The 13361-nt window shown below is 73.3% G+C and carries 14 protein-coding genes; 13 read left to right on the forward strand and 1 reads right to left on the reverse strand.

What is annotated here, in order from left to right; genetic code table 11:
* The first annotated feature begins 51 nt into the window (after nt 1-51).
* The 8 genes from ABZ128_RS14380 (at nt 52) to ABZ128_RS14415 (ending at nt 8455) form a co-directional block, all read left to right on the forward strand.
* Nucleotides 52-1161, forward strand: a complete 1110-nt coding sequence (locus ABZ128_RS14380) for a quinone-dependent dihydroorotate dehydrogenase (protein ID WP_356848441.1) — start codon at nt 52-54, stop codon at nt 1159-1161.
* Complete coding sequence (gene pyrF / locus ABZ128_RS14385) at nt 1158-2009, forward strand: orotidine-5'-phosphate decarboxylase (RefSeq protein ID WP_356848418.1); 852 nt, start codon at nt 1158-1160, stop codon at nt 2007-2009. The genes ABZ128_RS14380 and pyrF overlap by 4 nt, the downstream gene beginning before the upstream one ends.
* 234 nt (nt 2010-2243) lie before the next feature.
* A complete protein-coding gene (locus ABZ128_RS14390; protein ID WP_008740406.1) occupies nt 2244-2567 on the forward strand; it encodes an integration host factor in 324 nt (107 codons plus the stop codon).
* Between the two features lie 61 nt (nt 2568-2628).
* A complete protein-coding gene (gmk, locus tag ABZ128_RS14395; protein WP_356848420.1) occupies nt 2629-3192 on the forward strand; it encodes a guanylate kinase in 564 nt (187 codons plus the stop codon).
* Nucleotides 3193-3253: 61 nt separating this feature from the next.
* The gene (gene rpoZ / locus ABZ128_RS14400) at nt 3254-3526 is read left to right on the forward strand and encodes a DNA-directed RNA polymerase subunit omega (RefSeq protein WP_004948662.1); all 273 of its coding nucleotides are present in this window, start codon (nt 3254-3256) and stop codon (nt 3524-3526) included.
* 97 nt (nt 3527-3623) lie between these two features.
* Nucleotides 3624-4838 carry a bifunctional phosphopantothenoylcysteine decarboxylase/phosphopantothenate--cysteine ligase CoaBC gene (gene coaBC / locus ABZ128_RS14405; RefSeq protein ID WP_356848421.1) on the forward strand — a complete coding sequence of 405 codons (1215 nt, stop codon included), beginning with the start codon at nt 3624-3626 and terminating at the stop codon, nt 4836-4838.
* 195 nt (nt 4839-5033) lie between these two features.
* Nucleotides 5034-6242, forward strand: a complete 1209-nt coding sequence (metK, locus tag ABZ128_RS14410; protein WP_356848422.1) for a methionine adenosyltransferase — start codon at nt 5034-5036, stop codon at nt 6240-6242.
* Nucleotides 6243-6322: 80 nt separating this feature from the next.
* Entirely contained in the window at nt 6323-8455 is a 2133-nt protein-coding gene (locus ABZ128_RS14415; protein ID WP_356848424.1) for a primosomal protein N', read from the forward strand.
* A gap of 135 nt (nt 8456-8590) precedes the next feature.
* Here ABZ128_RS14415 and ABZ128_RS14420 read toward each other — a convergent pair whose 3' ends face one another.
* Nucleotides 8591-9109, reverse strand: coding sequence for a hypothetical protein (locus tag ABZ128_RS14420; protein ID WP_356848426.1), 519 nt, complete (start codon nt 9107-9109; stop codon nt 8591-8593).
* A 297-nt stretch (nt 9110-9406) separates the two neighbouring features.
* Between ABZ128_RS14420 and fmt the strand changes: the two genes are divergently transcribed.
* The 5 genes from fmt to ABZ128_RS14445 all read left to right on the forward strand — a co-directional run bounded on the left by fmt (nt 9407) and on the right by ABZ128_RS14445 (nt 13005).
* Nucleotides 9407-10351: a methionyl-tRNA formyltransferase gene (gene fmt, locus ABZ128_RS14425; protein WP_356848427.1), complete on the forward strand. Its 945-nt coding sequence runs from the start codon at nt 9407-9409 to the stop codon at nt 10349-10351.
* Nucleotides 10352-10423: 72 nt separating this feature from the next.
* Nucleotides 10424-11884, forward strand: a complete 1461-nt coding sequence (locus ABZ128_RS14430; protein ID WP_356848428.1) for a transcription antitermination factor NusB — start codon at nt 10424-10426, stop codon at nt 11882-11884.
* 77 nt (nt 11885-11961) lie between these two features.
* Entirely contained in the window at nt 11962-12318 is a 357-nt protein-coding gene (locus tag ABZ128_RS14435; protein ID WP_356848429.1) for a PRC-barrel domain-containing protein, read from the forward strand.
* Between the two features lie 16 nt (nt 12319-12334).
* The gene (locus ABZ128_RS14440; protein ID WP_356848430.1) at nt 12335-12496 is read left to right on the forward strand and encodes a hypothetical protein; all 162 of its coding nucleotides are present in this window, start codon (nt 12335-12337) and stop codon (nt 12494-12496) included.
* Between the two features lie 146 nt (nt 12497-12642).
* Nucleotides 12643-13005, forward strand: a complete 363-nt coding sequence (locus ABZ128_RS14445) for a hypothetical protein (RefSeq protein ID WP_356848432.1) — start codon at nt 12643-12645, stop codon at nt 13003-13005.
* Nucleotides 13006-13361 lie beyond the last annotated feature (356 nt).

A 13361-nucleotide genomic window follows, 5' to 3' on the forward strand; every position in this document is an offset into this window, starting at 1 on the left:
TTCACGACGGGTGTCCCCCTCTTCATGAGCGCACGAGGATTCGAAAAGGCGATGTACAAACTCTTCTTCCACCTGGTCTTCAAGCGGATGGACCCCGAGCAGGCCCACTACCTGGCCTTCCGCTGGATCCGCCGCGCAGCCCGCACCCCCGTGCTGCGCACCTTCGTCGCGGCCGCCCTCGCCCCCCGGTACGAGGAGCTGCGCACGCAGGCCCTCGGCCTGCGCATGCACGGCCCCTTCGGTCTCGCCGCGGGCTTCGACAAGAACGCCGTCGCGATCGACGGCATGTCGATGCTCGGCTTCGACCACGTCGAGATCGGCACCGTCACGGCGCAGGCCCAGCCCGGCAATCCCAGGAAGCGCCTCTTCCGGCTGGTGCCGGACCGCGCGCTGATCAACCGCATGGGCTTCAACAACGAGGGCTCCGCGGCCGTCGCCCAGCGGCTGGCGGCCCGCAAGGCGGTCTTCAACACCGTCGTCGGCGTCAACATCGGCAAGACCAAGGTCGTGCCCGAGGAGGAGGCGGTGGGGGACTACGTCGCCTCCACCGAGCGCCTGGCCCGGCACGCCGACTACCTCGTGGTGAACGTCTCCTCCCCGAACACGCCGGGCCTGCGCAACCTCCAGGCCACGGAGTCGCTGCGCCCGCTGCTCACGGCCGTACGCGAGGCGGCCGACCGCACCGTGACCGACCGCCGGGTCCCCCTGCTGGTCAAGATCGCCCCGGACCTCGCCGACGAGGACGTGGACGCGGTGGCCGACCTGGCGCTGGAGCTCGGCCTGGACGGCATCATCGCCACCAACACCACCATCGCCCGCGACGGCCTCGGGCTGAAGTCCTCCCCGTCCCTGGTCAAGGAGACGGGCGGACTGTCCGGGGCCCCGGTCAAGGAGCGCTCCCTGGAGGTCCTGCGCCGCCTGTACGCCCGCGTGGGCGACCGGCTGGTCCTGGTGGGCGTCGGCGGCATCGAGAACGCCGAGGACGCCTGGCAGCGGATCCTGGCCGGCGCCACGCTGATCCAGGGCTACAGCGCCTTCATCTACGAGGGCCCGTTCTACGCCCGCTCGATCCACAAGGGCCTGGCCGCGCGCCTGGCCGCCAGCCCGTACGCGACCCTCGCCGAAGCGGTGGGCGCCGAGACCCGAAAGGCCGCCCTGTGACGTCCCAGACCCCGCAAACCCCCTTCGGCACCCGCCTGCGCGAGGCGATGGACTCCCGCGGCCCCCTGTGCGTCGGCATCGACCCGCACGCCGCCCTGCTGTCCTCCTGGGGCCTCGGCGACGACGTCGCGGGCCTGGAGCGCTTCTCCCGGACCGTGGTGGAGGCCCTGGCCGACCAGGTGGCGGTCTTCAAGCCGCAGGCGGCCTTCTTCGAGCGCTTCGGCTCGCGCGGCATCGCGGTGCTGGAGCAGACCGTGGCGGACGCCCGCGCGGCCGGCACCCTGGTCCTGATGGACGCCAAGCGCGGGGACATCGGCTCGACGATGGCCGCGTACGCCGAGACCTTCCTGCGCAAGGACTCGCCGCTGTTCTCCGACGCCCTGACGGTCTCCCCGTACCTGGGCTACGGCTCGCTGCGCCCGGCCGTCGACCTCGCCCGCGCATCGGGCGCGGGCCTGTTCGTGCTCGCCCTCACCTCGAACCCGGAGGGCGCCGAGGTCCAGCGCGCGGTCCGCGAGGACGGCAGGTCCATCGGCGCCACCATGCTGGCCCACCTGGCGGACGAGAACGCCGGCGCGGACCCCCTCGGCTCCTTCGGCGCGGTCGTCGGCGCCACCCTGGGCGACCTCTCGTCCTTCGACCTGGACATCAACGGACCGCTGCTGGCCCCCGGCATCGGCGCCCAGGGCGCGACGGCGGCGGACCTGCCGGCCGTCTTCGGCGCCGCCGTGCGCAACGTCGTGCCCAACGTGTCCCGCGGTGTCCTGAAGCACGGCCCGGACGCGGCGGCGCTGCGCGAGTCGGCGGCCCGGTTCGCGGACGAAATCCGCCAGGCGGTCTCCGGCTGAGGTCCTTCACCGGACAAAACCGGGGTAGTTTGTCCGTGATGTACGGTTCAGTGGAGGCTGACCAGGACTTTTCGTCCGTTCTCGCTGACTGGAGCGGCCATGGCCGCTAGTCTCCGAGCAGAGTGAACGAGCAGCGAACGAGTTCCACCGCTGTTCGGGCATTCGCCTGGTGTGGCGCCCTAGGGTTCCCCACCGGTCCGTATCCGACAGTTCGACATCCGAGGTGACGTAGGCGTGGCTCTTCCGCCCCTTACCCCTGAACAGCGCGCAGCCGCGCTCGAAAAGGCCGCCGCGGCTCGCCGGGAGCGGGCCGAGGTGAAGAATCGACTCAAGCACTCCGGCGCCTCCCTCCAAGAGGTCATCAAGACGGGCCAGGAGAACGACGTCATCGGCAAGATGAAGGTCTCCGCCCTGCTGGAGTCCCTGCCTGGCGTGGGCAAGGTGCGCGCCAAGCAGATCATGGAGCGCCTCGGCATCTCCGAGTCCCGGCGTGTCCGAGGTCTCGGCTCCAACCAGATCGCCTCTCTGGAACGTGAGTTCGGCACTCCTGCCGGCTGACGCTTCGCGCAGAGTTCTCCCGGCGTTCTCAGGCAGTCCCTGGAACCTGGATAATCGCTCTATGGCAGCAGAGGTTCGTCCGCGGCTGACCGTGCTCTCCGGCCCCTCGGGGGTCGGCAAGAGCACGGTCGTCGCGCATATGCGCAAGGTCCACCCCGAGGTCTGGCTCTCGGTGTCGGCCACCACCCGCAAGCCGCGGCCCGGTGAGCGACACGGAGTCCAGTACTTCTTCGTCAACGACGACGAGTTCGACAAGCTGATCGCCAACGGCGAGCTGCTGGAGTGGGCCGAGTTCGCGGGCAACCGCTACGGCACACCGCGCGGCGCGGTGGCCGAGCGCCTGGAGAACGGCGAGCCCGTCCTCCTGGAGATCGACCTCCAGGGCGCCCGGCTCGTCCGCGAGTCCATGCCCGAGGCGCAGCTCGTCTTCCTCGCACCGCCGAGCTGGGAGGAGCTGGTCCGCCGGCTCACCGGCCGGGGCACGGAATCGGCCGAGGTCATCGAGCGCCGCCTGGAAACCGCCAAGGTCGAGCTCGCCGCCGAGTCCGAGTTCGACACCACCCTGGTCAACACCTCCGTCGAGGACGTGGCACGTGAGCTGCTAGCCTTGATGGAAGTTGTCTGATCGTTGACCGTCGTTCCATCGGTCAATGCCTGATCTTTCACCCATCTTCGGAAGGTAGAGCGTGTCCTCTTCCATCACTGCGCCCGAGGGCATCATCAACCCGCCGATCGACGAGCTGCTTGAGGCCACGGACTCGAAGTACAGCCTCGTGATCTACGCGGCCAAGCGCGCGCGTCAGATCAACGCGTACTACTCGCAGCTCGGTGAGGGCCTGCTGGAGTACGTAGGCCCGCTGGTGGACACCCACGTCCACGAGAAGCCCCTTTCGATCGCGCTGCGCGAGATCAACGCGGGTCTGCTGACCTCCGAGGCCATCGAGGCCCCGGCCCAGTAAGGCACCGAGATTCCTTTCACCACAGGCCCGGCAGAACATCTGCCGGGCCTGTGGTGTGTCATAGACACGTACGACGACAGCCGAAGGGGCGTGTGTGGTGGGTAAGCCGAAGGTCGTGCTCGGAGTCAGCGGCGGCATCGCCGCCTACAAGGCGTGCGAGCTGCTGCGCCGGCTGACCGAGTCCGGGCACGAGGTACGGGTGGTGCCCACGGCGGCGGCCCTGCACTTCGTGGGCGAGGCAACCTGGGCTGCCCTGTCCGGGAACCCGGCCGGGACCGAGGTGTGGGAGAGCGTCGACGAGGTGCCGCACGTGCGGATCGGACAGGCCGCCGACCTCGTCGTCGTCGCCCCGGCCACCGCCGACATGCTGGCCAAGGCCGCCCACGGACTGGCCGACGACCTCCTCACCAACACGCTCCTCACCGCCCGCTGCCCGGTGGTCTTCGCGCCCGCCATGCACACCGAGATGTGGGAGCACCCCGCCACCCAGGAGAACGTGGCCACCCTGCGCCGGCGCGGCGCCGTCGTCATCGAGCCCGCCGTCGGCCGGCTCACCGGCAAGGACACCGGCAAGGGGCGCCTGCCGGACCCCGAGGAGATCTACGAGGTCTGCCGCAGGGTGCTGGCCCGCGGCGCGGCCGAGCCCGACCTCGCCGGGCGGCACGTGGTGATCAGCGCCGGCGGCACCCGGGAGCCGCTGGACCCGGTCCGCTTCCTCGGCAACCGCTCCTCCGGCAAGCAGGGCTACGCGCTCGCCCGGACCGCCGTCGCCCGCGGGGCCCGGGTCACCCTCGTCGCGGCCAACACCGCGCTGGCCGACCCGGCCGGGGCGGACGTCGTACGGGTCGGCACGGCCGTCCAGCTGCGCGAGGCCGTGCTCAAGGCCGCCGCGGACGCCGACGCCGTGGTGATGGCGGCCGCCGTCGCGGACTTCCGCCCGGCCCGGTACGCCGACGGAAAGATCAAGAAGAAGGACGGGCAGGAGCCCGCTCCGGTGGCCCTCGTCCGCAATCCCGACGTGCTCGCGGAGATCTCGGCCGACCGGGCGCGGGACGGGCAGGTGGTGGTCGGGTTCGCCGCGGAAACGGACGACGTGCTCGCCAACGGACGGGCGAAGCTCGCGCGCAAACAATGTGATCTTCTCGTCGTCAACGAGGTCGGCGCGGCCAAGACCTTCGGTTCCGAGGAGAACGAGGCGGTGATCTTGTCCGCTGATGGATCGGAAACGCCGGTCCCCTACGGTCCGAAGGAAGCGCTGGCCGACGTCATTTGGGACCAGGTGGCCGCACGACTCGTCCCGCGACGCGCCTGAGCCGCGACCCTTCTCGTAGCGAATTCCATACGCCAGAATGGAGTGTCGCAGGTCACGCGGCTCCCATAGGGCGAGACGGGTGGTCCGGCGCCCGGTGGCGACCGATAAACTGCATTCGGAACGTGATCGGGCGCAGCCCCCGGTGTGGTTCCGCCAAATGATCAGCCAGCAGCCGCTGCAACCCCAGGGAGCGATGTGTCCCGCCGCCTGTTCACCTCGGAGTCCGTGACCGAGGGCCACCCCGACAAGATCGCTGACCAGATCAGCGACACGATCCTCGACGCGCTCCTCACCGAGGACCCGACCTCGCGTGTGGCCGTGGAGACCCTCATCACCACCGGTCTCGTGCACATCGCGGGCGAGGTGACGACGAAGGCCTACGCCCCGATCGCGCAGCTCGTGCGCGACAAGATCCTGGAGATTGGCTACGACTCCTCGAAGAAGGGCTTCGACGGCGCCTCCTGCGGCGTCTCGGTGTCCATCGGCGCGCAGTCCCCGGACATCGCGCAGGGCGTCGACACCGCGTACGAGAAGCGGGTCGAGGGCGACGAGGACGAGCTCGACAAGCAGGGCGCCGGCGACCAGGGCCTGATGTTCGGGTACGCGTGCGACGAGACGCCCGAGCTGATGCCGCTCCCGATCCACCTCGCGCACCGGCTCTCCCGCCGCCTGTCCGAGGTCCGCAAGAACGGGACCATCCCGTACCTGCGCCCCGACGGCAAGACGCAGGTCACCATCGAGTACGACGGCGACAAGGCCGTCCGTCTCGACACGGTCGTCGTCTCCTCGCAGCACGCCTCCGACATCGACCTGGACTCGCTGCTCGCGCCCGACATCCGCGAGTTCGTCGTCGAGCACGTGCTGGCCCAGCTCGTCGAGGACGGCATCAAGCTGGACACCGACGGCTACCGCCTGCTGGTCAACCCGACCGGCCGCTTCGAGATCGGCGGCCCGATGGGCGACGCCGGCCTGACCGGCCGCAAGATCATCATCGACACCTACGGCGGCATGGCCCGCCACGGCGGCGGCGCCTTCTCCGGCAAGGACCCGTCGAAGGTCGACCGCTCCGCCGCCTATGCCATGCGCTGGGTCGCCAAGAACGTGGTCGCCGCCGGCCTCGCCTCGCGCTGCGAGGTCCAGGTCGCGTACGCCATCGGCAAGGCCGAGCCCGTCGGCCTGTTCGTCGAGACCTTCGGCACCGCCAAGGTGGAGGTCCAGAAGATCGAGGACGCGATCGGCGAGGTCTTCGACCTGCGTCCGGCCGCGATCATCCGCGACCTCGACCTGCTGCGCCCGATCTACGCCCAGACCGCCGCCTACGGCCACTTCGGCCGCGAGCTGCCGGACTTCACCTGGGAGCGCACCGACCGCGTCGACGCCCTGCGCACCGCCGCCGGCCTGTAACAGCCGCTCGTACGAACGGCCCCGGACCCCCTGGTCCGGGGCCGTTCGGCGTTGTCGGTGGCATCGGGTAAGAATGCGGTGTGAGCAGCGCGAACGAGTCCGGGCAGCGGGGCGGGGACGGGGGTCCCGGCGGCCCGCCGGAGCAGCTCGCGCTCATCCGGGAGATGGTCGCCGAGGCCAAGGCCAAGGCGCCCAAGGCCAAGCCGCGCACCTGGCGGGGCGCGGCCCTCGCAAAGGAACTGCCGGTCGCCCGCGTCCTCGTCAACAAGGGCGTGCTCCACCTCGACCAGCTCTGGGACTACGCCGTCCCCGAGGAGCTCTCCGAAGCCGCCCGGCCCGGAGTCCGCGTCCGGGTCCGCTTCGGCGCCGGCTCCCACCACGTCCATGGAGGCCGGCGCGAGGGCGGCGGGCTCATCGACGGCTTCATCGTCGAGCGCCGCGCCGAGTCCGACTACAACGGCGCCCTGGCCGCCCTCGCCCACGTCGTCTCGCCCGAGGCGGTCCTCACCCCGCAGCTGCTGGCCCTCGCCCGGGCCGTCGCCGACCGGTACGCGGGCAGCCTGGCCGACGTGCTCCAGCTCGCCCTGCCCCCGCGCAACGCCCGCGCCGAGGCCAAGCCCTCGCCGGAGCCGCTGCCCCCGCCCCCCGCCCCCGACCCCGGCGGCTGGAGCCGGTACGGGGCCGGCCCCGGCTACCTGCGGGCCCTGGCCACCGGTGGTGCGCCCCGGGCCGTCTGGACCGCACTGCCCGGCCCCGGCTGGGCCGACGAGCTGGCCCGCACCATGGCCGCCACCCTCGCCTCCGGCCGCGGAGCCCTCGCCGTCCTGCCCGACGGGCGGGCCGCCTCCCGGGTGGACACCGCCCTCACCGCCCTGCTCGGCGAGGGCCGGCACGCGCTGCTGACCGCCGAGTCCGGTCCCGAGAAGCGCTACCGGCAGTGGCTCGCCGTCCACCGCGGCTCGGTGCGCGCCGTCATCGGCACGCGGGCCGCCATGTTCGCCCCCGTACGCGACCTCGGGCTCGTCGCCGTCTGGGACGACGGGGACTCCAGCCACAGCGACGACAACGCCCCCTTCCCGCACGTGCGGGAGGTGCTGGAGCTGCGCGCCGTCAGCGAGGGCTGCGCCTTCCTGGCCGGGAGCACGAGCTGCACCGTGGAGGCCGCCCAGCTGGTCGAGTCCGGCTGGGCGCGGCCGCTGGTCGCCGACCGCGAGACGGTACGGGCCGCCGCCCCCCGGATCCGGACCGTCGGCGACGAACTGCTGGCCCGCGACGAGGCGGCCCGGGTGGCCCGGCTGCCCACCCTGGCCTGGGAGACCGTACGGGAGGGGCTGAAGACCGGCCCCGTGCTCGTCCAGGTCCCCCGGCGGGGTTACGTACCCCGCCTGGCCTGCGAGCGCTGCCGCACCCCGGCCCGCTGCACGGTCTGCGCCGGGCCGCTGGAAGCCCCCGGCGAGCGGGACCTGCAGTGCGGATGGTGCGGCCGGCCGGAGCCCTCCTGGCACTGCGAGGAATGCGGGTCCTTCCGGCTGCGGGCCCGGGTGGTGGGGGCGCGGCGGACCGCCGAGGAGCTGGGCCGGGCCTTCCCCGCCGTACCCGTGCGCACCTCCGGGCGCGACCACGTCCTCGACGAGGTGCCGGACCGCCCCGCCCTCGTGGTGAGCACGCCGGGCGCCGAACCGGTCGCCGCGGGCGCCGGGTACGCGGCCGCCCTGCTGCTCGACGGCTGGGCCATGCTGGGCCGGCCCGACCTGCGGGCCGGGGAGGACGCGCTGCGGCGCTGGCTGGCGGCGGCCTCACTGGTGCGGGCGGACGGCCAGGTCGTGGTGGTCGCGGAGCCGACGCTGCGGCCCGTGCAGGCGCTCGTCCGGTGGGACCCCGTGGGCCACGCGGTCCGTGAACTCGCCGAGCGGGCCCAGCTCGGCTTCCCGCCGGTGTCGCGGATGGCGGCGGTCGCCGGGCGCGGGGACGCGGTGGAGGCCTTCCTCGCCGACGCCGCCCTGCCACCGGACGCGGAGGTCCTCGGCCCGGTACCGCTGCCGGGACGGCGCGGGGAGCCCTCGCCGGGGGAGCGGGCGCTGGTGCGGGTGCCGCCGGGGAGCGGAGCCGCGCTGGCCGCCGCCCTCAAGGCCGCCCAGGCGGCCCGGCTGGCCCGGGGCGTCCCGGCGGCCGAGGCGGTCCGGATCCGGATCGACCCGCCCGACATCGGCTGAGGCGGTTCGCGCCCGGTGGACGGCGAACGCCCCCGGCGGGAGCGGCCTTGGGGTCGCTTCCGCCGGGGGCGGCTTTCGTACGGGCGGCCCGGGCCGGCCGTCGGGCGTCGGCGTCCCGGCGGCGGGGGCGGCGGGTCAGCCGCCCCGCGGTCCGGGGAACGCAGCGGAGCGGGCCGCGGCCGGGGCCTGGGCCTCCTCGCGTACCGGCTGCGGCGGCACCGAGCGGGCCGCCGGGACCGTGGGGAGCGGCCCCAGCGTCCGGGTGGCGCCGGCCTCGGCCAGCGGCTCGGCCGGCTCCGCGGCCTGGGCCCGCCGGGCCCCGTAGCGCCGGTGCACGGCCTGCTTCGTGACACCGAGCGCCGAGCCCACCGCGTCCCACGAGAAACCGAGCGAGCGGTCGAAGTCCACCGCGGCGGTGACCAGGGTCTCGACGCTGTCCCGCAGCTCCTGCGCGAGGCGGACGGTGGGCGCGGGGGCCCGGCCGTAGACGACGAAGCCCGTGGACGGACCGGAGCGGCGCGGGCGGTACACGTTGCCGAGCTGGGCGGTGAGCGTACGCAGAGCATCCACCTGCCGGCGAACCCGCTCGATGTCCCGCACCAGCAGGTGCAGGCTGGCCCGTGCTTGGGCGTCGTGGGTGGCGTGGTCGGCCATGAAGAAGCCTCTCGAACCGGTGCTGAAGAGCGGATCGGGCCGCAGACACCGTTCTCATCGCGGCCCGGTTTCGGTCAATCTCTCTTGACCAACGCGCCATACGGCAATGAAGTCACGCACCAGGGGCGTGTCGGCATATGCGAGAGGCGCGTGGGTCTGCGTACGCCCCCTGATGAGGCACGTGGGGCGGCTGGGGCGGCTCGGCCGATCCGCCCGCGCACCCGTCGGCGCCCGCCCCCGTGACCCGCCCCATAGACTGGTGTGCTGCTGACAGCCCAATAGCGAGGTAGGACCCCCGTGAAGCTCGTCTTCGCAGGCACCCCCGAGGTCGCCGTGCCCGCCCTGGACGCCCTGATCGCCTCCGGGCGCCACGAGGTCGCCGCCGTCGTCACCCGGCCCGACGCCCCGGCCGGCCGGGGCCGCCGACTCGTCGCCAGCCCGGTCGCCCAGCGCGCCGAGGAGGCCGGCATCGAGGTGCTCAAGCCGGCCAGGCCGCGCGACCCCGAGTTCCAGGACCGGCTCCGCGCGATCGACCCCGACTGCTGCCCGGTCGTCGCCTACGGCGCGCTGCTCCCCAAGAGCGCCCTGGAGATCCCCCGGCGCGGATGGGTCAACCTGCACTTCTCCCTGCTGCCCGCCTGGCGCGGGGCCGCGCCCGTACAGCACTCGATCATGGCCGGGGACGAGGTCACCGGCGCCTCCACCTTCCTCATCGAGGAGGGCCTCGATTCCGGTCCCGTCTACGGGCACCTGACCGAGGAGATCCGCCCCACCGACACCAGCGGCGACCTGCTGACCCGCCTCGCCTTCGCCGGCGCCGGCCTGCTGGCCGCCACCATGGACGGCATCGAGGACGGCTCCCTGCGCGCCGTGGAGCAGCCCGGCGAGGGGATCTCGCTCGCGCCCAAGATCACCGTCGAGGACGCCCGGATCGACTGGAAGGCCCCGGCCCTGCGCGCCGACCGCGTGGTCCGCGGCTGCACGCCCGCGCCGGGAGCCTGGACCGTCTTCCGCGGAGAGCGCCTCAAGCTGATCTCCGTCGGCCTGGTGCCCGACCGCACGGACCTGGAGCCGGGCGTGCTGGCCCCGGCCAAGAACCACGTCCACGTCGGCACCGGCTCGCACGCCGTGGAGCTGCTCTGGGTCCAGCCGCAGGGCAAGAAGCCGATGGCCGGCGCCGACTGGGCGCGCGGGGTGCGCATCGCTCCCGGCGAGCGGCTGGGCGGGGCGGACGTAGGCTGAGTCCGTCGGTGGTTCCCTGCGCAAGCCGTCGGCAGTACCCGTAGTCACTCGTACATCCGGAGCACCTTTCACGTGAGCGAACAGCCCCGTCGCCGACCCGCCGCAGGCGGCAAGCACCAGCCCAAGCCGTACCGCCGCCCCAAGAAGGACCCCGTCCGCATGCTGGCCTTCGAGGCGCTGCGGGCGGTGGACGAGCGCGACGCGTACGCGAACCTCGTCCTGCCGCCCCTGCTGCGCAAGGCGCGCCAGGACGAGAACTTCCAGGCGAGGGATGCGGCGCTGGCCACCGAGCTGGTGTACGGGACGCTGCGCCGCCAGGGCACCTACGACGCGGTCATCGCGGCCTGCATCGACCGACCGCTGCGCGAGGTCGACCCGCCGGTCCTGGACGTGCTCTCGCTCGGCGCCCACCAGCTGCTGGGCACCCGGATCCCGACCCACGCGGCCGTGTCGGCGAGCGTGGAACTGGCCCGCGTGGTGCTCGGCGACGGGCGCGCGAAGTTCGTGAACGCCGTCCTGCGGAAGATCGCCGCGCACGATCTGGACGGCTGGCTGGAGCAGGTGGCGCCGCCGTACGAGGAGGACGCCGAGGAGCACCTCGCGGTGTACCACTCGCACCCGAGGTGGGTTGTCAGCGCCCTGTGGGACGCCCTGGGCGGCGGCCGCGCCGGCATCGAGGACCTGCTGGAGGCCGACAACGAGCGGCCCGAGGTCACCCTCGTCGCACGGCCGGGACGCTCGACTCCCGGGGAACTGCTGGAGGCGGTCGGCGAGGACTCGGCGCTGCCGGGGCGCTGGTCCCCGTACGCCGTACGGATGGCCGAGGGCGGCGAGCCGGGCGCCCTGGAGGCCGTGCGCGAGGGGCGCGCCGGCGTCCAGGACGAGGGCAGCCAGCTCGTGGCCATGGCCCTGGCGGCGGTTCCGGTGGAGGGCCGCGACGAGCGCTGGCTGGACGGCTGCGCGGGCCCGGGCGGCAAGGCGGCCCTGCTCGGCGCCCTGGCCGCCCAGCGCGGGGCGTTCCTGCTGGCCTCCGAGAAGCAGCCGCACCGGGCGCGCCTGGTCGAACGGGCGCTGGCCGGCAACCCGGGCCCGTACCAGGTCATCGCCGCGGACGGCACCCGCCCGCCGTGGCAGCCCGGCTCCTTCGACCGGGTGCTGATGGACGTCCCCTGCTCGGGCCTGGGCGCGCTGCGCCGCCGCCCCGAGGCACGCTGGCGGCGCCGCCCCGAGGACCTGGAGGGCTTCGCCCCGCTGCAGCGGGCGCTGCTGCGGGAGGCCCTGTCGGCCGTCCGGGTGGGCGGCGTGGTGGGCTACGCGACCTGCTCCCCGCACCTGGCGGAGACCCGGGTGGTCGTGGACGACGTCCTCAAGGGCCGGGGCGCGGGCAACCGCCCGGTGGCAGCCGAACTCCTCGACGCCCGCCCGTACATGGAGGGGGTCCCGGCCCTGGGCGAAGGCCCGGACGTCCAGCTGTGGCCCCACCTGCACGGCACCGACGCGATGTACCTGGCGCTGCTGCGGCGGGTGGCGTAGGGAGGGCCACGACGCGGCGCCGGATGCCGATGTGCCGCTGCGGCGGGACGATGGGGGCGGAAGGAACGGAGATCCTGATGTTCGAGGCGCGTGACATCCGGGAGTGGCGCGGCCACGACGTGGTCGACTCCGACGGGCACAAGATCGGTTCGCTGGAGTCGGTGTACGTCGACACGACCACCGACCAGGCGGCCTTCGCCACCGTCACCGTCGGCCTGCCCACCCGCCGCCGTCTGGTGTTCGTACCCCTGGCCGGCGCGACGGTGGGGCCCGGCTACGTGAGGGTGGCCCACTCCAAGAACGTCGTCAAGGGCGCCCCCTCCATGGGCACCGACGACGTCCTGCCGGCCGAGGACGAGCCGGCGCTCTTCGCCCACTACGAGCTGCCCTACCAGCCGGGTACGGGCGGCGAGCGGCGCCTGGCCCGCCGCTGACCCACGGGAGGCCGAGATGGCGCTCTTCCTGCTCCTGCTCCTCGTGGCGGTCGTGCTCGGTTTCATCGGGGTGCTCGCCAAGGGCCTGTTCTACCTGCTGATCATCGGCGTGGTCGTCCTGATCGCCGACATCGCGATCCTCGGCTACCGACTCCGCGGCAGGCACCGCCCCCGCTAGGCAGTCTTCGGCTCGCCGCCGGACGAGGCGGATGCGCATGCCCCAATCCGTCCTGTCAAGTCCCGAATCTCCGGGCCATGACCGCCGGCCTCCCCATGGGGCCCAATGGAGGTACGGACAACGCCCCGAACCCCGTAAGGACCCCCATGGCCACCCGAGCCCGACTCCTCGCCCCCCTGATGATCGCCCCCCTGCTCGCCGCAGGAGCGATCTCCCTCACCACCACCGCCCACGCCGCACCGACCACCGGCGTCACCACCGAGGACAAGCCCCGCCCCACCACCAACATCCTCACGGGCCTCAGCAAGGCAGGGGCCCTCACCAAGATCAGCCCGAACGTCGCCACCGGCGGCGACACCACGCCCCCCACCGCCCCCAAGGTCTACAAGATCGGCCACATCTCCGTCATCAAGCGTGTCGACATCCCCAAGGGCTCCGGCCCGATCATGACCGACGGCTCCCACGAAGGCGGTGGCGGCAACGTCCCGCCGCCCGAGCCCGCGAAGTAACACTGCCGTCCGCGCCCAGCCCCACCCGGGCCGGGCACGGACGGCCGCCGGACGCCAAGCCGGGCGAAGCGCGTAGCGATCCGACGCGCCGGCGCCCGGCCAACCCCGCACGCCCGCGTCACGAGCGCCGTCTGCGGCGGGACCCGGCCGAGGCCCGGTAAGCAGGATCCATCGGCCCCGCGGGAAACGGCCACCGGAACCCGGCCCGGCGCCTCGCTGACGGGCCCGCTCCGAACCCGTACCCCCCGGCCATTCCCCGGGGGCTTCCCGGCAGTCTGTTGTTTTTCCGGGGCGGGCCGGGCGGTCAAGGGTGGCCGAAGGCCATCGCGAAGCGACGCGACGAAGGAGCGCCCTTG

This window comes from Streptomyces sp. NPDC006326 (assembly GCF_040612915.1).
Classification (GTDB): domain Bacteria; phylum Actinomycetota; class Actinomycetes; order Streptomycetales; family Streptomycetaceae; genus Streptomyces.

Coding starts and splice junctions, on each gene's coding strand:
- ABZ128_RS14445 (WP_356848432.1), top strand. CDS start 12,643: ATGGCCACCCGAGCCCGACTCCTCGCCCCCCTGATGATCGCCCCCCTG.
- ABZ128_RS14380 (WP_356848441.1), top strand. CDS start 52: ATGTACAAACTCTTCTTCCACCTGGTCTTCAAGCGGATGGACCCCGAG.
- gmk (WP_356848420.1), top strand. CDS start 2,629: ATGGCAGCAGAGGTTCGTCCGCGGCTGACCGTGCTCTCCGGCCCCTCG.
- ABZ128_RS14435 (WP_356848429.1), top strand. CDS start 11,962: ATGTTCGAGGCGCGTGACATCCGGGAGTGGCGCGGCCACGACGTGGTC.
- ABZ128_RS14440 (WP_356848430.1), top strand. CDS start 12,335: ATGGCGCTCTTCCTGCTCCTGCTCCTCGTGGCGGTCGTGCTCGGTTTC.
- ABZ128_RS14420 (WP_356848426.1), bottom strand. CDS start 9,109: ATGGCCGACCACGCCACCCACGACGCCCAAGCACGGGCCAGCCTGCAC.